Annotated in this window: 16 protein-coding genes, 1 tRNA gene and 1 pseudogene; 2 read left to right on the top strand and 16 right to left on the bottom strand. The window is 71.3% G+C overall.

Annotated features, from left to right (window positions below; translation table 11 throughout):
• Positions 1-8: 8 nt before the first annotated feature.
• The 6 genes from STSP_RS07375 to STSP_RS07350 all read right to left on the bottom strand — a co-directional run bounded on the left by STSP_RS07375 (position 9) and on the right by STSP_RS07350 (position 6,267).
• A complete protein-coding gene (locus STSP_RS07375; protein ID WP_067273741.1) occupies positions 9-797 on the bottom strand; it encodes a S16 family serine protease in 789 nt (262 codons plus the stop codon).
• A gap of 320 nt (positions 798-1,117) precedes the next feature.
• Entirely contained in the window at positions 1,118-1,759 is a 642-nt protein-coding gene (locus tag STSP_RS07370) for an IclR family transcriptional regulator (RefSeq protein ID WP_067273738.1), read from the bottom strand.
• Positions 1,760-2,169: 410 nt separating this feature from the next.
• Positions 2,170-3,969, bottom strand: a complete 1,800-nt coding sequence (locus STSP_RS07365) for a DEAD/DEAH box helicase (RefSeq protein ID WP_067273736.1) — start codon at positions 3,967-3,969, stop codon at positions 2,170-2,172.
• Positions 3,970-4,102: 133 nt separating this feature from the next.
• A complete protein-coding gene (locus tag STSP_RS07360; protein WP_067273734.1) occupies positions 4,103-4,483 on the bottom strand; it encodes a type II toxin-antitoxin system death-on-curing family toxin in 381 nt (126 codons plus the stop codon).
• A complete protein-coding gene (locus STSP_RS07355) occupies positions 4,480-4,680 on the bottom strand; it encodes a hypothetical protein (protein ID WP_067273732.1) in 201 nt (66 codons plus the stop codon). The genes STSP_RS07360 and STSP_RS07355 overlap by 4 nt, the downstream gene beginning before the upstream one ends.
• A gap of 51 nt (positions 4,681-4,731) precedes the next feature.
• Positions 4,732-6,267: an MFS transporter gene (locus tag STSP_RS07350; RefSeq protein WP_067273729.1), complete on the bottom strand. Its 1,536-nt coding sequence runs from the start codon at positions 6,265-6,267 to the stop codon at positions 4,732-4,734.
• Between the two features lie 293 nt (positions 6,268-6,560).
• Between STSP_RS07350 and STSP_RS07345 the strand changes: the two genes are divergently transcribed.
• Positions 6,561-6,632, top strand: a tRNA-Cys gene (locus tag STSP_RS07345).
• A gap of 188 nt (positions 6,633-6,820) precedes the next feature.
• Positions 6,821-7,867 carry a serine hydrolase gene (locus STSP_RS07340; RefSeq protein ID WP_332835350.1) on the top strand — a complete coding sequence of 349 codons (1,047 nt, stop codon included), beginning with the start codon at positions 6,821-6,823 and terminating at the stop codon, positions 7,865-7,867.
• Between the two features lie 161 nt (positions 7,868-8,028).
• Here STSP_RS07340 and STSP_RS07335 read toward each other — a convergent pair whose 3' ends face one another.
• The 10 genes and pseudogenes from STSP_RS07335 to STSP_RS07295 all read right to left on the bottom strand — a co-directional run bounded on the left by STSP_RS07335 (position 8,029) and on the right by STSP_RS07295 (position 19,763).
• On the bottom strand, positions 8,029-8,688 hold the full coding sequence (locus tag STSP_RS07335) for an SUKH-4 family immunity protein (RefSeq protein ID WP_067273727.1): 660 nt from the start codon (positions 8,686-8,688) through the stop codon (positions 8,029-8,031).
• Between the two features lie 277 nt (positions 8,689-8,965).
• Positions 8,966-9,291: pseudogene (locus STSP_RS07330) on the bottom strand (phosphotransferase); the annotation flags it as partial.
• 29 nt (positions 9,292-9,320) lie between these two features.
• Complete coding sequence (locus STSP_RS40730) at positions 9,321-9,443, bottom strand: hypothetical protein (RefSeq protein ID WP_269801030.1); 123 nt, start codon at positions 9,441-9,443, stop codon at positions 9,321-9,323.
• A complete protein-coding gene (locus STSP_RS07325; protein ID WP_067273724.1) occupies positions 9,440-11,767 on the bottom strand; it encodes a xanthine dehydrogenase family protein molybdopterin-binding subunit in 2,328 nt (775 codons plus the stop codon). The genes STSP_RS40730 and STSP_RS07325 overlap by 4 nt, the downstream gene beginning before the upstream one ends.
• Complete coding sequence (locus STSP_RS07320) at positions 11,764-13,809, bottom strand: 2Fe-2S iron-sulfur cluster-binding protein (RefSeq protein ID WP_067273721.1); 2,046 nt, start codon at positions 13,807-13,809, stop codon at positions 11,764-11,766. Before STSP_RS07320 ends, STSP_RS07325 begins: the two co-directional genes overlap by 4 nt.
• On the bottom strand, positions 13,806-14,699 hold the full coding sequence (locus STSP_RS07315) for an FAD binding domain-containing protein (protein ID WP_067273718.1): 894 nt from the start codon (positions 14,697-14,699) through the stop codon (positions 13,806-13,808). Before STSP_RS07315 ends, STSP_RS07320 begins: the two co-directional genes overlap by 4 nt.
• 276 nt (positions 14,700-14,975) lie before the next feature.
• Complete coding sequence (locus tag STSP_RS07310) at positions 14,976-16,616, bottom strand: beta-N-acetylhexosaminidase (protein ID WP_198547287.1); 1,641 nt, start codon at positions 16,614-16,616, stop codon at positions 14,976-14,978.
• Between the two features lie 32 nt (positions 16,617-16,648).
• Positions 16,649-17,497, bottom strand: a complete 849-nt coding sequence (locus tag STSP_RS07305) for a carbohydrate ABC transporter permease (protein WP_067273712.1) — start codon at positions 17,495-17,497, stop codon at positions 16,649-16,651.
• Positions 17,498-17,499: 2 nt separating this feature from the next.
• Positions 17,500-18,480 (bottom strand): carbohydrate ABC transporter permease, encoded by a 981-nt coding sequence (locus STSP_RS07300; RefSeq protein ID WP_067273710.1) that lies wholly within the window; start codon positions 18,478-18,480, stop codon positions 17,500-17,502.
• Entirely contained in the window at positions 18,477-19,763 is a 1,287-nt protein-coding gene (locus STSP_RS07295; protein WP_408646241.1) for an extracellular solute-binding protein, read from the bottom strand. The genes STSP_RS07300 and STSP_RS07295 overlap by 4 nt, the downstream gene beginning before the upstream one ends.
• Between the last annotated feature and the right edge of the window lie 270 nt (positions 19,764-20,033).

Here is a 20,033-nt window from a genome sequence, read left to right as displayed (position 1 = left end):
CGCTGGCATCAGCAGCTGGGGACCGAGCCGCCCTTCTCCAGGGCGCGCAGCGATTCGACGGTCGCCTTCAGGGTCGTCACCGGGATGAGCCGCATGCCCTCCGGCAGCTCCGCCTTGGCGTCCGCGCACTCGGCCTGCGGCACCAGGAAGACCGTGGCCCCGTCGCGCTTGGCGGCCTGGGTCTTGAGGGCGACGCCGCCGACCGCGCCGACCGTGCCCTCCGCGTCGATCGTGCCGGTACCCGCGATGGTGCGGCCGCCGGTGAGATCGCCTCCGGCGCCGTCGCCGTCGAGCTTGTCGATGATGCCCAGCGAGAACAGCAGCCCGGCGCTGGGGCCGCCGACATCCGCGAGCTCGAGCTTCACCTTGACGTCGTCCGGGTCCTCACCGAGATACGACAGGGCGGCCTCGGTCGCTGCGTCCTGCGACTTCCGCATCTCCTCCGCGTTGTGCTGCTCGATCTCCTTGGTGCTCTCCCCGCTCGGGTAGACCGCGTCGCGCGGCATCACGGCCTGGTCCGTGCGGAACCAGCCGTCGAGCACGTTGCCGAGCCGCACATCCACGTCCGGGCCGGTCGCCGCGATGGTCGTCATGCGCAGCTGCCCGCTGGTGTCGCGCGTGGGCGCCCCCGTGATGGTGATCACCGGCTTGCCCTTGTTCTCGCCGAGCACGTCGGCCGTCATCCCGGGCTGCGCCACGGCGAACGGCAGCGGCGCGACGACCGCGCTCGCGAGCAGAGCCACGACGGGGGCGGCACAGACGGCGACGGCCTTGGGACGGGAGAGACGAGAGAGCACGGTGCCAATGTAACGTCACCGCTGTGGGCAGGCTTTCCGCAGGGCGGACCCCACCGCTGCGGGCAGGCGTACCGCACCGCTGTGGGCAGGCGTTCCGCACCGCTGTGGGCAATCGTTCCGCAGGGCTGGGGGCACCTCCCAGCGTTAGCTGGGGGAGGGTGGGCACAGCACCACGACGGCGGGCGCCGCAAAACGTCGGCTCGCACCGGACGCCGAGGACGAACGCCTGGTGCTGTGGCTGCAGCTGCGGACGCTGGGCGGACTCAGGGCCGCGGCCGCGGCGGGCTGAGGATACGGCGAACCTGGCCCGTGGGCGGGCGTCACCGAAGGGCGTCCGCGACCTCCCGGGCCGCGTCCACGACACGCGGCCCGACCCGCTCCGGCACACAGTCCGACAGCATCACGACACCGACACTGCCCTCGATCCCGGTGACCCCGGTCAGCGGCGCGGCCGCCCCACTCGCCCCCGCTTCCAGATCCCCATGGGCGAGCGTGTACCCGGGCCCGTTCGTCACCCCCTGGCGCGCGGCGAGGATGGCCCGCCCGGCGGCCCCCCGGTCCAGCGGGTGCCGGATCCCCGCGCGGTACGCCACGTGGTAGTCGGTCCACGTCGGCTCGACGACCGCGACGGCGAGCGCTTCGGAGCCGTCGACCAGCGTGAGATGCGCGGTCGCGCCTATGTCCTCGGCGAGCGACCGCAGCGCGGGCAGCGCGGCCTCGCGCACCAGCGGGTGGACCTGGCGCCCCAGGCCGAGCACGCCGAGCCCGACACGCGCCCGGCCGCCGAGATCGCGGCGTACGAGGGCGTGCTGTTCGAGTGTGGCGAGGAGCCGGTACACGACCGTGCGGTTCACGCCGAGCTTGTTGGAGAGCTCGGTGACGGTGAGGCCGTGGTCGGTTTCGGCGAGCAGCTTGAGGACACGAAGTCCCCGGTCGAGCGTCTGGGAGGTCTCCGCGGTCACGACGCCCACTCCTTAGTGGTGAGGGTCGACGGCCCCTCACGGCGGATGCGCCACCGGTCCCTCGGCGACGCGGTCAGGAGCCGCCGGTCTGCAAGCGGCCCGGGACGACCCGGGTTGGGCACCGGCTGCGCTCCGCGGCGGCGCTGCCACGAAGCGTGCGCGTTGCCGGGGACAGTAGCGATCCGGTCCGGTGAGCGGAAGACACCGTCCAGAATCCGGTCAGTAGCTCCACACCAAGGCCAGATTTGCCCGAAAAGTCCGTGGTCCTGGCGGGGTATGCCGTTGTGGGCAACCGTTCCGCAGGGCTGGGGGCGCCTCCCAGCGGTAGCTGGGGGAGGGTGGGCACAACCCACGAAGGCGGGCGCCCTCAAAACGTCGGGTGCCCTACCACCGGGAGCCCAGCGGCAGCGTCACCGCATACGCGTAGCCCACTCCTGAACCTTCGCGATCCGCTGCCTCAGCTGCCCCGCCGTGGCCTCCGCGCTGGGCGGCCCGCCGCACACCCGGCGCAGCTCCGTGTGGATCACTCCGTGCGGCTTGCCGCTCTGATGGACATACGCCCCCACCATCGTGTTGAGCTGCCTGCGCAGCTCCAGCAGCTCCTTGTGCGAGACCACGGGCCGCCGCTCGGCGGGGAGTTCCAGGAGATCGGCCTCTTCGGCGGGCTTCTTGCGGCTGTGCGCGATCTGCCGCGCCTGCCGCTTCTGGAGCAGCATCTGGACCTGATCGGGCTCGAGGAGCCCGGGAATCCCGAGGTAGTCCTGCTCCTCCTCGCTCCCCGGGTGCGCCTGCATGCCGAACTCGGCGCCGTCGTACAGCACCCGGTCGAACACGGCGTCGGACTCCAGCGCCTCGAACGGGAGCATGTCCTGCTCCCCCGTGTCCTCGTCCTGCTGCTTGTTCGCCTCGTCCATCTCCTTCTCGGACTCGGCGTACGGGTCCTCCTCGCCCTCCTTCTTCGGCTTGTCGAGGACGTGGTCGCGCTCGACCTCCATCTCGTTCGCGAAGCCGAGGAGGTCGGGGATGGTGGGCAGGAAGACGGACGCGGTCTCGCCGCGGCGGCGGGAGCGCACGAAGCGTCCGACGGCCTGGGCGAAGAACAGCGGCGTCGAGATGGTCGTCGCGTACACGCCGACCGCCAGCCGCGGCACGTCGACGCCCTCCGACACCATGCGGACGGCGACCATCCAGCGGTCCTGGTTGTTGCTGAACTCGTCGATCCGGTCCGAGGCACCCGCGTCGTCCGAGAGGACCAGGGTGGCCTTGGTGCCGGTGATCTGGCGGATCAGCTTGGCGTACGCGCGGGCCGAGTCCTGGTCGGATGCGATGACGAGCCCGCCCGCGTCCGGTATGCCCTTGCGTACCTCGCTCAGGCGCTGGTCGGCGGCGCGCAGCACGCTCGGCATCCACTCACCGCGCGGATCGAGGGCCGTCCGCCAGGCCTGGGAGATCGCGTCCTTGGTCATCGGCTCGCCGAGCCGCGCCGCGATCTCGTCACCCGCCTTGGTGCGCCAGCGCATGTTGCCGCTGTAGGAGAGGAAGATGACGGGCCGGACGACGCCGTCACCGAGGGCGCTGCCGTATCCGTACGTGTAGTCGGCGGCCGACCGGCGGATCCCGTCGTTCCCCTCCTCGTACGTCACGAAGGGGATCGGGTTGGTGTCGGACCGGAACGGCGTACCGGTGAGCGCGAGACGCCGGGTCGCGGGCTCGAAGGCCTCGAGGCACGCCTCGCCCCAGGACTTGGAGTCACCGGCATGGTGGATCTCGTCGAGGATGACGAGGGTCTTGCGCTGTTCGACGCGGTTGCGGTGCAGCATGGGGCGGACGCCGACGCCCGCGTAGGTGACGGCGACGCCGTGGTACTCGCGGCCCAGCGGTCCCGCGCTGTACTCCGGGTCGAGCCTGATCCCGATCCGCGCCGCGGCCTCGGCCCACTGCTTCTTCAGATGCTCGGTCGGCGCGACCACCGTGACCTGCTGCACGACGTGGTGGTGCAGCAGCCAGGACGCCAGGGTGAGCGCGAAGGTCGTCTTGCCGGCGCCGGGCGTGGCGACGGCGAGGAAGTCGCGCGGCTGCTCCTGGATGTACTTCTCCATCGCCCCCTGCTGCCAGGCACGCAGCTTGTTGGCCGTACCCCAGGGGGCACGGCCGGGGAAGGCGGGAGAAAGGTGGTGCGAGGAGGAGCTGGTGCTGGCGGTGGTAGTCACGGTCTCCGGTTCGGGTCGCTCGGCGCTTGGGGTCAGTCGACGTCGACTACGTATGACAACCGGGCCACCTTACCGGGGGCCTCATCGGTCCCAGGGGCAAGCTCAGCCGCTTTGCCCCCGAATGCGACATGGGTCACAGCTCCCTCAACCGGGCTGCGATCAGCCCCAGATCCCGCACCTCGCCGGAAGCGACATCGACGACGAGGTCGTATGCGGCGTCCTGATCGGCGAGGGTCAGGTCGATGCCGTTGGCCTCGAGGAACGTGGCGGCCGACAGCCATGCGGTGCGCTTGTTGCCGTCGACGAGCGGATGATTCGTGGCGATGGCATGGAGCAGCGCGGCCGCTTGCTCATACCGGTCCTGATGGGCGGACCTGCCATACATGCGCGCCCGCGGCCGGTGCACGGCTGATTCCAGCAGCCCTGGCGCGCGTACTTCGGGGGGACGGCCGCCGAACGCCAGACGGGCGATCTCGGACACCTCGGCGACGGTGAGACAACGCGTCCGGCTCACTCGCCGAGCCTCCGAAGCAGCTCGCCGTGGCTGTCGGCGATGCGCTCTGCGATGTGCCGGACCAGATCGCCTTCCCGGTGGAGGTGCCGGATCAGGACCTCGCGCGCGACCTCTTCCGGAGTGCGCTCCGTTGCGTCGACGTAGTCCTGGAGCGTCGCCCACTCGGGTTCGGTGAGGGCGAGAGTCAGCTCGTGCATGGCGCGAACCTAGCGTGCGGCCGTCATCGCCTCACTCCGTTTTCCGGCGGTTCACTCCTGCGGGAGCCGAGCCGACACGGGTGCGCCCAGCCGCGTAGCCACCCACGCCCCCACCAGTGCCACCGCCGCCATCGGCAGGAACACCGCCGCGAACGCCGCCGGGTGCGAACCCTGTGCCGCGTCGGCCGCGCCGTGGGCGAGCGATGCCGCGGCGCCCACCGTGCCGCCGCCGAGCGCCGCGAAGGCCGCGCCGCCCGCAGCCAGCAGGAGGACGTTGGACAGGCCGTCCGAGATCTGCAGCGCCGCGGAGTTCGCTCCCGCCTCCTCCGGTGGAGAGAGCTTCAGCAGGAGCACGCTGGTGGAGGAGATCACCAGCCCCATGCCGAAGCATCCGAAGGCCCAGGCGACGGCTACGGTCCAGGCGGGCACCGCCGGTATCAGCACGCTCGGCGCCACCGCGATCCCCGCCGCGACCAGCACCATGCCGAAGACCGTCAGCCGTTCCCGGTGGGGCTCCACGCGCGGACGGGCCTGGACCCAGCTGCCCAGCGCCCAGGTCGCACCGCCCGCAGCAAGGGACATCCCGGCGAGCGTGGGCGACAGCCCGCGCTGGGTCACCAGCATCAGCGGTACGAACGACTCCGCCGCGATGAAGGACCCCGCTGCTATGCCGCGCAGCAGCACCACGGACGGCAGGCCGCGGGCCGCCCGCCAGGTGCCGTGCGGAAGGAGGCCGAGGACGGCCGGGACCAGCAGTGCCGTACCGGCCACAGCAGGGGCGAGCGAGAGCCACCTCAGGTCCTGGGCTGCGTACTGGAGCAGCCCTGCACCGAGCGAGATACCGAGCGCCAGCCGTATGCGCCGTCCGTCGAAGGCCGTCGGCACCGCCCCTTCCGGCGGCCTGGACGCCCTGCGCCGTATCTGCGGCAGGGCGAGGGCCAGCGGAAGCACGACGAGTACCGGGATGCCGAGGAACACCCATCGCCAGCCGAGGTGTTCGGTCACCGCGCCGGCGGCCAGCGGGCCGACCACGGACGGGACCACCCAGCTCGCCGCGAACGCCGCCATGATCGCCGGTCGCAGCCGCTCCGGGTAGGCGCGGCCCACGACCACGTACAGCGCGACGATCACCAGCCCGCCGCCGAGCCCCTGCACCGCCCGGCCCAGGATGAACAGCCACATGGCGCCCGCCGTGCCGGACAGCAGCAGCCCTGCCGCGAACCCGGCGATGCCTGCCGTCAGCGGCGCCAGCGGCCCGCGTCGGTCGGCCCACTGGCCGGACAGCACCATCCCGAACAGGCTCGTCGTGAAGTACCCCGAGAACGCGAACGCGTAGAGCGAGACGCCGTCCAGGTCGGCCGCGGCCACGGGCATCGCGGTGCCTACCGCTGTCGCCTCGAAGGCGATCAGCAGCACGACGGAGACGATGCCGATGCTGAGGGCGCGGTGGGGGCGGCCGAGCACGCCGCCGGGGCCGTCGTCTCCGGCTCCCCCGCCTCCCCCGCCGACGGCATCGGCCGGATCGGCGCCGGTAGCGACTACGGCAGTCTCGGCGACCTCGGTGTCGCGCGGTTCCAGGGCGGTCATGTCCGCCACAGTAAGGGCCGCAGCCTGGGATGGCTCCTGTCCGGAGACCCTGACCGGCTGGTTCCTTGGTCCTAGGCCTTCTCGGCCGCGTCCATCCGCTCCCCCTCCCCTCCTCCCCCGGCGGAATGTGTCCCTCTATGAACGCCGTATGGCAGTCCCATTGCAGACCGCCCGCGTCCCTTGAGCGCCTCGCGAGCCGCCGCTTACCGTCGAGACATCGAGTTCGAGACGTCGAACCCGAGGCAAGAAATCCAGAATTCCGGATGCTCCCCACGGTCCGGAAATTCCGGCAAGGCCGTGTGCCCGAGTGGATTAGGGGCTCGCCTGCAAAGCGAGTTACGTCGGTTCGATTCCGATCACGGCTTCTACCGTCTTGAACAGACAGAACGAAAGGGCGGCATCCCCGAAGGGGTGCCGCCCTTTCGTTCGTCCGTCGCAGTGTCCAGCGGGGCACGACACGCCTGCCGTGACGGTCACCGCCACAGCGGCCGATTTGTCATATCTTCGGCTTTCTCGTCGTCTCTCTCCCCAGGAATGCCGAGGCCTGCCCGCCGTGCCCTATGGACAGCTCAACTGGACGCATACGGCGTATGAGAAGCACAGACGCCACAGCGCGGAACACCGCGGCCGCCTCGTTCCCGTCGGCCTCCACCCGTACGCGCTGAGGGTCTGCGCGGCCACAGCAGTCGTGGCGTCGCTTGCCGTCTGTTCCTCCGCCGGCACCCGTCACGAGGCGCAGCCGTCCTCCACGCGGATGGACGCGTCGGCCGCCGTACTGGCGGTGTCGCCACCAGTACGGCGACCGACGCGTCCAGTACTGCCGGCGCCGCCGCGCGAGAAGCTCGGCGCGGCTCTCGCGCGGGCCCTCAAGCCGGTCCTGCCGGACGGCGACACGCGGCTGGCGGTGTCGGTGCTCGACCTGGACGGCGTCGACCGGGAGATCGCCTCGTACGGGGACGATGCGACGTTCGACACGGCGAGCATCATCAAGGTGGACATCCTCGCGACGCTCCTGCTCCAGGCGCAGGACGAAGACCGCGACCTGACAGCCGCGGAGCGCCGGCACGCCGAGGCGATGATCCGGACGAGCGACAATGGCGCGGCGAACCTCCTTTGGCGGGCGATCGGCAAGGCGGAAGGTCTCGGCGCGGCGAACAAGCGGCTGGGGCTTGCCTCGACAGAGGGCGGCCCCGGCAACCGCTGGGGACTCACCCAGACCACAGCGAAGGACCAGGTCAGGCTGTTGCGCGCGGTGTTCGCCCGAGGGTCGGCGGCCTCCGCCCGCTCGTCCCAGGGGCTGAACCAGGCATCCCGTGCCTACATCCAAGAGCTGATGGGCCAGATCACGGAGGACCAGGACTGGGGAGTGTCGGCGGCAGGCTCCCGGTGGGCCCTCAAGAACGGCTGGCTCCGGCGGAACACCACCGGGCTGTGGGCCATCAACAGCATCGGGCAGGTCACGGTGCGCGGACGCCGGTATCTGGTCTCGGTCCTCAGCGGCGGCAACGCGTCGATGGGGGGCGGGATCTCGCTGGTCGAAGGGGCGGCGAGAGCAGCGATCCGCGCGGCCAGCGCCCATGCCGGTCCCCGGCCGGAGTGAGGGCGGCTTCCGCGCGTTGCTCGCCCAGCGCGGTGCGGACCTCGCCTCCGGCCGCTCCCTGCTGGCCTGATGCGCGGCGCCGGGCTGCGGGACGTCCGAGCCGAGGGCTACTCTCCCCTCACCTCGCCGCCCTGCCGGGAGCTGGAGGCCGCGACCGTGCGTCAGCTCCGCGAGCAGCTGGTGGCGGGCGGGCCGGCCACCGACCCGGAGATCGACCGGCACTTGGCCCTGCGCGAAGAGGAGCTGGACGTCACCACCGCCCCGCTCATCACCTGCTGGGGCCGCCGACCCCTGTGATGCCGGTGCATCAGCCACAGCGTCCAGACCAGCGTGGATATGTCGGCCGTGGATATGTCGACCGTGGATATGTCGGCAGCGGATATTTCGGCGTCGAGCGGGCGCGGAGTGGCGTCCCGCACGCGCCAGCCGAGGACCGCGCCGGTCGATCCGTCGACGACGAGGTCCGTGCCCTCGGCGAGGCGCCCGAGGCGGATCAGCTGCGACGCCCGCTCCGGGAGAACACCGTCCGCCGGGGCACCGAGCCGGTCGTCCGCGTAGTACTCGGCGAGCGTCGGCAGCGGCACGTCCGTGTCCAGCTGGAACACGAAGCCGTCCTCGGGCAGTCCGACGTCCTTCAGGAAGCGGCGGGTCGGCTCGTGGGTGAGGGCCCGCGGAAAGTCGACGTCCTCGAAGCGCATCACCGCGCCGGGCCCGAACTCCTCGTTCAGGAGCCGCTGCGGCAGGTCGAGCGCAAGGTCCGAGCCCGAGCTCTGACGCAGCTCTCCCTCGAGCGCGGCGATCACGCCGGTGACAGCACTCATAGCGGTCACGGCACTCATAGCGGTTGTAGTGGCATTTGTAACGGTCTTGCTCATGACTCCCCCATGCACCCATGCACCCATGCACCCATGCAGCCGAGCACCCCTGCGCCCCTGCACCCGTGCACCCGTGCACCCGTGCAGACGACACCTCCGGCCACGGCCGCCCACGGCCGTCCCACTGCTCAAGAACCCTACGACCCACCACTGACAACGCCCCGCCCCGACGCCGTCACCCCACCCGGGCACCGTCCCGTCCCGACAGAATCGCGTCCACCGTCACCACGACGTACAGCGGGCGAGTGCGGACCGACGCGACGTACGACCTCAGGTCCTTGCCCAGGACCACGTCCTGCACGACCGCCGTGAACCCGGCCTTCGCGTACTCGTCCGCCGTCAGCGCCGACAGCCGGTAGCGGAGCCGCAGCTGAGCCTCGGCCTCCGCACCCGCCTCGGGCCCGTACTCCTCGCGGCCTGAGAGCCGGGAGTCCGGGGGTGTCCCCCGGGAAAGCACAGCATGCGGCGGAAGAGATCCCCGGGCACGTGGACGGCCCGCGGCAGTCGCTCCGCCAGCGCCTGGGCGAACGTCGACTTGCCGGCGGCCATCACACCGGTGACCAGGACGACCCCGCGCCTCAGGTGAGGTACACGCCACCGAGCACGACGGCGATCGCCGCCAGGACGAACACCATGATCCACACCAGCAACTTCCCGGCGCTGGGCGACGGTTCGTACCGAGGAGGCTCCGGCGCGTTCACTGGGCCGTCACCACCGCGGCCTGCGGCCGGATCGGCAGCCGGTTCACGGGACGCCCGGTCGCGGCCCGTACGGCCGAGGCGATCGCCGCCGGGGACGTGACCACGGGCACCGCGCTGACCGATTTGGCCCCGAAGGGGGCCACCACGTCCCGCTCCTCGACCAGCTTCACGATGCGGATGTCCGGGGCGTCGAGCGCGGTCGGCAGCGCATAGCCCGTGAGGTCGGGGTGGCGGACCAGGCCGCGCGGGGTGCGCAGGTTCTCCGTGAGCGCCGCGCCGACGCCCTGCGTGACGCCCGCCTCGATACGGGCCTTCAGCTGGGCGGGGTTGAGGACGCGGCCGACGTCCTGGGCGACCGCGAGTTCGACGACCCGTACCGACCCCAGCTCGATGTCCACGTCCACCACCGCGCGGATCGCGCAGAACGCGAGGCCGACGAACGCGTCGCCCTGGCCCGAGTCGTCGAGCGGCTCCGTCGGATGCGGGCGGCACTGGGCGGTGGCCCACAGCTCCTTGCCCTCCATGGCCTCGGTGACGGTCGTGGACAGCACTCCGTCGTACGAGGTGATCTTGCCGTCCGTGATCTGGAGCAGCTCCGCCGACATCCCGAACTTGTGGGCGAGCGGCTGCAGCAGCTGCGTACGGACCATCTTGGCGGCGCGTTCCACCGCGCCGCCCGACACCCAGGTGTGGCGGCCGCGGCAGCCCGGCCCGGCGGGCGGCTGGTCGGTGTCGACGGACGCCACGTGCACCTCGTCGATCCCGAGCGTCTCCTGGACGATCTGCCGGGCGAGCGTCGAGAAGCCCTGGCCGGTCTCGACGGCGGCGCACAGGACCGTCGCGACGCCTTCCTGGACCCGCACGGTGGCCGTGGAAACCTCGTCGGTGCCCTCGGCGCCCAGCATGTGCACCATGCCGAGGCCGTAGCCGACGCCGCGGCGCACGGCGCCCGGTTCGCCCGCGCCTTCAGGGCCGCCCGGCAGGACCCACTCGTCCTCGGGGCTGTCCTTGGGCAGCGGGGGCAGCGGGAAGTCCCGTACTGCTGTGAGGAGTTCTTCCACCGGCGCCGGGCACGTGACTGTCTGGCCGGTCGGCAGGACGTCGCCGGTCGACATGACGTTGCGCAGCCGCAGCTCCGCCGGGTCGATGCCGAGCTTCTTCGCGAGCTTGTCCATCTGCGCCTCATAGGCGGCGCAGACCTGCATCGCGCCCTCACCGCGCACATGGCCGGACGGCGGGTTGTTCGTGCGGACAGCCCAGCCCTCGATGAAGGCGTTGGGGACGGCGTACGGCCCGCAGGCGAAGGAGACGGCGGCGGCCAGCGCCTGCGACGAGGTGTCCGCGTACGCGCCCGCGTCGAGCAGGATCTGCGCCTCGACCTTGACGAGGCGGCCCTCGCCGTCCGCGTGGTGGCGGTAGCGCAGCAGCGTGGGGTGGCGGTGGGCGTGGCCGAGGAAGGACTCCTCGCGGGTGGCGGTGAGCTTCACCGGGCAGCCGGTCTTCAGCGCCAGCAGGCCGAGCGGCAGTTGGAAGCCGGGGTCCTCGCGGTCGGCGGTCGCTCCGGGCACGCCGGTGACGACGACCTTCACGCGTTCCGGGTCGAGGCCGTAGACCGCGGCCGCCCTGTCGCGGTCGGCGTGCGGGTCGGTGGAGGCCACGTACAGCTCGACGCCGCCGTCCGGACGGGGCACGGCGAGTCCGGCCTCCGCGCCGATCGGCGCCGGGTCCTGGCGGCCGATGCGGTACAGGCCGTCGACGACGATCTCGCCCGTCGCCTCCGGGTCGCCGTGGCGCAGCGGGATGTGGCGGATCAGGTTGCCGTCGGGGTGCAGGGGTTCGGCCTCGAAGGCCTTCTCCGGGTCGGTCACCGGGTCGAGTGCTTCGTACTCGACGATGATGGCGGCTGCCGCCATCCGGGCCGTGTCGGGATGGTCGGCGGCGACGGCGGCGATGGGCTCGCCGTGGTGGCGTACGACCTCGGAGGCGAAGACGGGGCGGTCCGCGCTGCCGCGGCCGTGCACGGCGGCGCCCGGCACGTCCTCGTGCGTGACGACCGCGCGGACACCGGGCATCTCGCGCGCGTGGGTGGTGTCGATCGAGACGATACGGGCGTGCGGGTGCGGGGAGCGCAGGATGCCGGCCCAGAGCAGGCCCTCGGCCCACAGGTCGGCCGCGTACGGGAAGGTGCCCTCCGTCTTGGCCCGGCCGTGCGCGGAGGGGAGCGAGGCGCCGATGCCGTGCTGCCGCACCTCTGAGGTCGCGGCGGGCTGCGCGGTCGTGCCGGTGGGCGTTGTCGCGGTGGCGGCTGCGGCGTCGTTGCTCATGCCGTGCCTCCGTCCTGGTCGTCGTACGGTCCTGGCGCGCGGTCGTCGTACTGCCCTTGCGCCTGGTCGTCGTACGCCGCTTGCGCTTCGTGTGCCGCCGCGTTGACGCCGCCGGCGCCCGGGCCCGCCTGGTGCGGGATGCGCACCTCGGCGGATCCGGCCGCGGCTTCCGCATCCGCTTCCGTGTCTGCTTCCGCCTGGGCCTCGGCCTCCGCCTCCGCGGCCTCGGCGGACGCCTGGCGCTCGGCGACGACCTCGCGTACAGCGTCCAGGACGCCCCGGTAGCCGGAGCAGCGGCACAGGTTGCCGCAGAGCGCCTGCCGGGTCTCGCGCTCGGAGGGCGCGGGGTTTCCTTCGAGCAGGTCGTGGACGGTCATCGCCATGCCCGGTACGCAGAAACCGCACTGCACCGCGCCGCAGCGGGCCAGCGCCCGCTGGACGTCGGAGGGCTGCCCGTCGCCGGCCAGGCCCTCCACGGTGCGCACCTCGCTTCCGGCGGCGGTGGCCGCGGGCACCAGGCAGGAGGCGACGAGCCGCCCGTCCACCTGGACGTTGCAGGCGCCGCACTCGCCTTGTGCGCAGCCGTCCTTGGCGCCGGCCAGACCGAGCCGTTCGCGCAGCACGTAGAGCAGCGACTCACCGATCCAGGCGTCGGCGACGGGGCGGTCCGTCCCGTTCACGCGCAGGACGTAGGAGGCGAGGGGGTGCTCGTCGTGGGGGGCCGGGGGTGCCTCGGCCTCGGCACCGTCGGCGGGGCCGCCGGGACGGGCCTGCGGGGCGTCTTCGGCGGAGTCGGCATCCGCGAAGTCGGCATTCGCGGGGTCGGCATTCGCGGGGTCGGCGGCGGGCTCGTGGTCCGCTGATGCATCCGCGGCCTCCGACGGGTCGCCGGAGGCCACCGGGTCGCTGGGCGCGTGGACGCCCCTGGAGGCCGCGACCGCGTCATCGGCCGAAGCCGCGTGCTCGGCCGCAGCCGCGTGCTCTGCCGAAGTCGCATGCTCGGCTGGAGCCGTGTGCCCTGCCGCATGGGTGTGGTCCGAGTGAGCCGCATCCGATGCGGAGGGTTCCGGGGCTGAGGAGTCGGCCGATGCCTGGGGTGCCGCTTCCGGAGTCGCTTCCCGGGAGACCACGGGTGACTCGTCGCCGGTCGGCTCTGCCACCGCGGCAGGCATCCCGGTCTCCGGGTGACCGGCGCCGGCGCCCCCGAAATCGGTGGAAGTGAAGCCCTGTTCGGACTCCGCAGGGTGGCCGGGGTGCAGGGCCGCCAGGGTGTGGTCCCCGGCCTCCGCCCGGCCGCTCCACGACTGCCCCGCGTCGGCCCCCGTCGCCCATGGCGCGGGCGCACCGCCCGGGAGGGTCGCTGGGGGCGTGCCGCCCCACTGGGAGGCGAGCGCCGAGGTGGTGAACTCGCCGGACTCGTCCGGAAGGTCCCCTTCAGCGACGGGGATCGACCACTGTCCGGTCACGTCGGACGACCCCGACCCCGCCTGGGCCTCTTCCGGCTCGGCGAAGGACCACTGCCCAGTCATCCCGTGGTCGTACGAGAACGGCTCGCGGATGACGGCGTGCGGGTCCTGTGCCCCGTACGAGTCCTGCCCACCGTACGAGTCCTGGCTGCCGTACAAGTGCTGCGCGCCGTACGGGTCCTGCGCGGCCTGCGGCGCGTGGTCGGCTGCCGCGGCCGCTCCCGTCCCCACGCCCGCCCCGGCGTCCGACTCCGGCCACTGCGAGGTCTGCACATGCCCGGTTGCGTCCGTCTGGGCATGCCCGGCGCCGCCCTGCACCGCGCCCGGCATGAGCCACGTGCCCGTGGCCGCCGGATCGGTCGCCCCGCCCGCCGCCGGAGCGACCGTTATGGGCGGCGGCACGAAGCCGTGTCCGGGCGCCGCGAGCGGGCTGCCGGTGTAGCCGTCGATGCCCCCCTCGGGGAGCGTCACGAACGCCGTCGCGTCCGAGTCGTACTCGCCCTGGGGAAGCGGCTCCCAGGCGCCCGGCACACCTGTCGGGCCGCCGTTTCCCTGGTCGTCGTGGTGGTCGGTCACGACAGCGCCCTCCCCAGTGCTCGTCGGGCCAGCACGGCAACGGTACGCCGCAGGTGCAGTACGGCGGGCGGCAACTGCTGCGGGGTGCCGTCCTCCGCCGGTGCCGGGTCCGGAATGCACGCGGCGGCGACGTACTCGCCGAACGCCGTCAGCGCCTCGGGCACCAGCGCCCGCTCCCCGTCCCAGTCGATGAGCGAGGCGACCCACTGCTCGGCTTCCAGCGGCCGCAGCGGCATCGGTGCGACGGCGCCCACGGCGCACCGTACGCCCCGTCTGGCCGGGTCGAGGACCACGGCGACGGACGCGGTCGCGCGCCCGGGCCCCGTCCGCCCGGTCGCCTTCAGGAAGACCTGCGGGGCGTGCAAGAGCGGCACGCGCACGTACCCGATGAGTTCGCCCGCGCGCAGCATCTCCATACCGGCGAGCAGGTGCGAGACGGGGAGCTCGCGGCGGGCGCCGTCCGGGCCCGCGATGATCAGCGTGGCTTCCAGGGCGGCCAGGACGGGCAGCGCGTCGCCGGTCGGGGCTGCGGTCGCGATGTTGCCGCCGAGCGTGCCGGCGTTGCGGATCTGGGGCGGGCCGGCGGCGCGCGCGGCGGCGGCGAGGGCGGGGATGAGGGCCGCGAAGTCCGGGCGGCCCATGCGCGCGTGGGTGAGGCCCGCGCCGAGCAGCGCATGACCGTCCTGGTACTGCCAGCCGCGGATCTCGCTGATCCGGCCGAGTCCGACGAGCGCGGCGGGCCGCAGCAGACCGGAGTTGACGGCGGCCATCAGGTCGGTGCCGCCCGCCACGGGCACCGCGGCGGGCATGGCGGTCAGGGCCGCCACGGCCTCGTCCAGGGAGCCCGGCAGCGTCACGGACTGCGCCGCCTGCGGTGCGTGCGTGGTCAAACCGGCTGCCCCTTCCCGCTGTCCACCTGGTCCACCTGTGTTGCCGTACGGTACGTGCTCACAGGCCGGACGTGGCAACTCTGGCACATCTTTCCGCAGGCCCGACGCGGGGGTCCGCTAGGAGTCATTCCTCCTCTGTCAAGGCGATGGTCCTGATATCGCACAACCTCGCCCGTCGGCTCGAATTGACACCCTTCCATGCCTCTTGGGTGGATTTTCCGTCATGGACCCACGCTCCCAGCAGCGGCCGCCGCCGGTGAACCTCCTGGGGTCGCCTCACACGTTCGGGGGCGCCCCCTCGATCGGGCGTCCGAGACTGGCCGCCGTCATTCCCTCGGGGGCCGGGCGGCGCTGCCACGGCAGGGGGCCGGTGGGCGGGCGGTAGCCGACGCCCAGGGCGTCGAGCCGCCGGTAGTGGGCGGCCATCCGCTGCTCGAAGTCCGTGAAGTCGCGGTCGGCCGGGGCGGGCAGCCGGGACCAAACGACCTCGGCGAAGGCGGCCAGACGAGGGAAGGTCTGGTAGTCCACGCGCGCCTGGTTCTCCATCACCTCGGTCCAGACGTTGGCCTGGGCGCCGAGGACGTGCCGCGCCTCGTCGGGTGAGAGCTGCGGCGGTACGGGTTCGAAGCGGTAGACGTCCTCGAGGGTGCGTACGTATCCGATGGGCATCGGTTCGTCGTCGCCGCCCGCCTGGCGGTGGTCGAGGTAGACCTGCTGCTCGGGGCACATGACGACGTCGTGGCCGGCGCGGGCGGCGGTGATGCCGCCCTGGTAGCCGCGCCAGGACGACACAGCCGCTCCAGGAGCCAGGCCGCCCTCAAGAATCTCGTCCCACCCGATGAGGCGTCGCCCGCGCGCGGCGAGCCAGCTGTCGAAGTGCCGGATGAACCACGACTGCAGCTCGTCCTCGTCGGCGAGCCCCAGTTCCTTGATGCGGGCCTGTGCGGCCGGCGACCGCTTCCACTGGTCCTTGAGGCACTCGTCGCCGCCGACGTGGACGAACGTGGACGGGAAGAGCTCCAGGAGCTCCTCGAAGACCCCTTCGTAGAAGCGGAGGGTGGTGTCAGTGGGGGCGAGTACGTTGGCGGAGATGCCCCAGGTGTCCCAGACGGAGAGGGAGTTGGTGTCGATGACGTCGGTGTTGCCGAGTTCGGGGTACGCGGCGATGGCGGCCTGCGAGTGTCCCGGGATGTCGATTTCGGGCACGACGGTGATATGCCGCTCCGCGGCGTAGGCGACGATCTCGCGGATGTCGTCCTGCGTGTAGTAGCCGCCGTGCGGCTTCTCCTCCCACAGCGGTGAGGCGCGGTGGCCGATCTTCGTGCGCGCGCGCCACGATCCGGTCTCGGTCAGCCTCGGGTGGCGCTTGATCTCGATGCGCCAGCCCTGGTCGTCGGTGAGATGGAAGTGGAAGACGTTGAGCTTGTGCGCGGCGAGCAGGTCGAGGTAGCGCAGGACGCCGTCCTTGGGCATGAAATGCCGTGAGACGTCGAGCATGAGGCCGCGCCAGGCGAAGCGGGGGGCGTCCTCAATGCGGGTGACCGGCAGCCGCCACTCCCGTCCAGGGAGCGGGGCGCGCCGGTACGCGTCGGGTCCGAGCAGCTGCCTGAGGGTCTGGGCGCCCCAGAAGAGCCCGGCGGGTCCGCCGCCCACCAGGTCCACGCTGTCGGGTGAGACCGTCAGGCGGTAGCCCTCAGCGCCGAGTTCCCCGGTGACCGCTGGGTCCAGGGACAGCCTGATGCCGTTGTCGCCCGAGCCCGCTGCCAGCGGAAATCCGGTGGCGGCGCCGAGCGCGGAGCGCAGCCACCGCTCCGTGCCTTCCGCCCCATCGCCCGCGGCCAGGCGGGTTTCGGAGCAGAGCACGAAGACGTCGTCGCCATGGCCGGACACATGACCGGGCGCGGGAATCAGATCCATGCGGATGCTCCTGTGGGATGTCATGGATGTCATCAGTCCTTCACCGCTCCGCCGAGGCCCGACACGAGCCGCCGCTGCACGAGCACGAAGAAGACCAGTACCGGAATAGTCATCACCGTGGACGCCGCCATGATCCCGCCCCAGTCGTTCTCGTCGGGCTTGAAGAAGACGAGCAGGGCCATCGGCAGCGTCGACTGCGACGTGTCGCTGATGATGAAGGACTTGGCGAAGAGGAAGTCGTTCCAGGTCGAGATGAACGAGAAGACGCTGGTGGCCACAAGCCCCGGGAAGACCAGCGGGAAAAGGATCTGCCAGAGGAACCGGGTGCGGCTCGCCCCGTCGATGTACGCGGCTTCCTCGAGCGCTTCCGGAACCGCCTTCACGAACCCGCGCAGCATCCAGATCGCGAACGGCAGCGAGAAGGCGATGTGCGGCAGGATCAGCGAGCCCAGCGTGTTGAGCTGCCCGAAGTCCCGCATCAGGAAGAACAACGGGATCGTCAGGGCCTCGACGGGCACCATCTGCGCGATCAGAAACATGATCAGCAGCGTCGTCCGGAAGCGGAAGCGGAATCGCGTGACCGCCGTCGCCGCGAGAAAGGCGATCAGAGCGGAGACGACCACCACGGTCACCGCGACGACCACGCTGTTGAGGAAGTACCGGCCGAATTCCTGCTGCCCGAAGACGCGCCGGAAGGAATCCAGGGACGGGTCCAGCGTCCACGGCCGGGGCTCGGTCGACTCGATCTCACCGGCCGGTTTGAAAGCGCTGAGCACCATCCAGTACAGCGGAAACGCCACGATCACCGCGATGAGCAGTGCCGACGCCTCGGCCGCAAGCCGCCAGGGCCGCCGCACCGCACCCCGTACGAAACTCGTCATGCTCACAGCTCCTCCCCCTGCCTGCGCAGCAGCCGCAGATAGACCAGCGTGACGGCGAGCAGGATCAGCAGCATCACGACGCCGATCGCCGAACCCAGGCTGTACTGCGAGGAAGCGAAGGCCTTTTGGTACGCGTACACGTTGAGGACCAGGTTCTGGCCGGCGATTCCACCGCCGCCCGTCATCACGTAGATCTGCGTGAACACCTTGAAGTCCCAGATGACGGACTGGACGGTGACGACCGTGAGGATCGGCCGCAGCATCGGCGCGAGCACCGAGCGCCACATGCGCCACTGCGACGCACCGTCCAGCGCGGCGGCCTCGAGCACCTCTGCGGGTACGGCCTTGATGCCGGCGTAGACGGTCACCATCACGAACGGGAAGGAGCACCACACCACTTCGAGCAGGACGAGCGCGAAGGCGCTGTAGCGGCCGTACGTCCACGAGAAGTCGCCGAGCCCGAACACCTTGTTGACGGGCCCGAAGTCGGGGTCGAAGAGGAACATCCACACCGTCGAGCCGGTGATCGCGGGGGTCGCCCAGGCGCCCAGCGCGGCCAGCATCAGGGCGAGCCGCGGCACGGCGCGTACGCGCGTGAGCAGCACAGCGAGGGCGCAGCCGACGGCCAGCGTCGACACGACGCAGGCGGCCGCGAACAGCACCGTGGTGAGCAGCACCTGCCAGAACTGGCCGTCCGCGAACAGCGTCGCGTAGTTGCCGAAGCCCTGGAAGGTGGTCGGTTCACCACCGCTGACCTGCGCCTGCGTGTACTCCAGGAAGGAGATCAGGCCGAGTTGGTAGACCGGGTAGACCAGCAGTCCGGCGAGGACAACGAGGGCGGGGGCGAGGTACAACCAGGGAGTCCAGCTTGGACGCCGCGCGCCCCGACGCCGCCCCAAGGGGCGCGGGGAACTGCGCGACCAGCCACGGACCACCGGCAGCCGCACACGATCCGTACCCCCCGAGCTGGTAGGCGCTGTCATCCGACGGAACCAAACGCGTCGTCCATCTTCTTCGCCGCGTCGCCCGAGGCAGCCGCCACGTCCTTACGGCCGGTGATGACCTCCTGGAACATGTTCGGCAGCACCAGGGACGCATCGATCTGCGCCCAGGCCGGCGAGGCGGGGACGAACTTGGTGCCCGCGTCCAGGGTCTTGATGAAGGGCTCGACGAAAGGTTCCTTCTGGGCAACGGTGTTGCGCACGTCCGTGTAGGTCGGCAGGAAGCCCATCGCGTCGAAGAGCTTCTCCTGGCTCTCCTTGCCCGCCAGCTGCTCCATGAACTCGACCGCGAGCGTGCGGTGCGACGTGCTCTTCAGTACGCCGAGGTTGTTGCCGCCCGCGAAGGCCGGTGCGATCTCGCCCGCCTTGACGCCCGGCAGCGGCACGACCGCGTACTTGCCCTTGACCTTGCCCGCCTCGACCGCCTCGTGGTTGAAGTCGCCGCCGATCGCCATGGCCGCCTTGCCGGACGCGAAAGCGGTCACGACGTCGTTGCCGGTCATGGCCGCGCACTTGGCGGCGGGACAGTTGTCGTCACCGAAGAGCGAGGTGTAGGCCTTGATGCCCTTCTGGGAGGCGGCGCTGTCGATAGCGGACTCGTAGGCGCCGCCCTTCTCCACGGCCAGCTCGCCGCCGTTGGCCCAGACGAAGGGCATCGCGGCGTACGTGGACGTGCCGCCCACCGCCATCCCGTACAGATCCGGCTTCGCCTTATGGATCTTCTTGGCGGTCGCGGCCAACTCGGCCTGCGTCTTGGGCACGTCGAGGCCGAGCTCCTTGAAGATGTCGGTCCGGTAGTAGAGGGCCCGGACGCCGACGAAGAACGGCGCTCCATAGACCTTCCCGTCGACCGTCACGCCCTCCTTGGCGGTCGGGTCGGTGTCCTTCGCCTCGGCCCAGGCCCCGAACTCCTCGGTGATGTCGGCGAGTCCACCGTCGTGGACGTAACCGGCGGTGTCCGTGTTGCCGTACTCGACGACATCGGGGGCGCTCTTCGGGTCGTTGAAGGCCGCCTTCATCTTCTCCGCGCGGGTCTCGACGGGGATGTACTCGACGGTGACCTTCGTGCCCGCGTGGGCCTTCTCGAAGGCGTCGACGGCGGCGTCGACGACCTTCTGCTTCGGCGCGTTGTTGACTTCCTGGAAGAGCCAGACGCGCAGCGTGCCGCTCTTCTCGTCCGTGGTCGAGCTGCTGTCGGAGGTCCCCGGGGCGCAGGCGGTGGCGGTGAGCCCGGCGAGGACAAGTGCCGCCACGGAGGCGGTCATTCGGGCAGAGGCAGGGAGCTTCATCGGGCATCCTCCGAAGGTGTTGCAGCATATGCAATAGCGGTTTCGCTCTGCACAACACAACGGAGGCTAGGAGTTCAATGAACATGACCACAAGTGGTCTCAACCACTCTGTGACCACCGGAAGCACCCCGTGCAACGCCCGGGCAGCACAAAGGCCCCGGAGGCGCGCAGAGAGCGCGTTTCCGGGGCCTTCAGACCATCGCAGCCATGGGGCCACCGCAGGGACTGCGGGGCGGGGCCAATCAG

Source organism: Streptomyces jeddahensis, from assembly GCF_001642995.1.
In the GTDB taxonomy this organism is placed as follows: domain Bacteria; phylum Actinomycetota; class Actinomycetes; order Streptomycetales; family Streptomycetaceae; genus Streptomyces; species Streptomyces jeddahensis.
This window is presented reverse-complemented; position numbering and strand designations above follow the sequence as displayed.

What these genes read in the sequence shown, in the direction of transcription:
- STSP_RS07300 (WP_067273710.1), bottom strand. Translation starts at nt 18,480, where the DNA reads ATGACAGCGCCTACCAGCTCGGGGGGTACGGATCGTGTGCGGCTGCCG.
- STSP_RS07325 (WP_067273724.1), bottom strand. Translation starts at nt 11,767, where the DNA reads ATGAGCAACGACGCCGCAGCCGCCACCGCGACAACGCCCACCGGCACG.
- STSP_RS07305 (WP_067273712.1), bottom strand. Translation starts at nt 17,497, where the DNA reads ATGACGAGTTTCGTACGGGGTGCGGTGCGGCGGCCCTGGCGGCTTGCG.
- STSP_RS07350 (WP_067273729.1), bottom strand. Translation starts at nt 6,267, where the DNA reads ATGACCGCCCTGGAACCGCGCGACACCGAGGTCGCCGAGACTGCCGTA.
- STSP_RS07335 (WP_067273727.1), bottom strand. Translation starts at nt 8,688, where the DNA reads ATGAGTGCTGTCACCGGCGTGATCGCCGCGCTCGAGGGAGAGCTGCGT.
- STSP_RS07295 (WP_408646241.1), bottom strand. Translation starts at nt 19,763, where the DNA reads ATGACCGCCTCCGTGGCGGCACTTGTCCTCGCCGGGCTCACCGCCACC.
- STSP_RS07310 (WP_198547287.1), bottom strand. Translation starts at nt 16,616, where the DNA reads ATGGATCTGATTCCCGCGCCCGGTCATGTGTCCGGCCATGGCGACGAC.
- STSP_RS07355 (WP_067273732.1), bottom strand. Translation starts at nt 4,680, where the DNA reads ATGCACGAGCTGACTCTCGCCCTCACCGAACCCGAGTGGGCGACGCTC.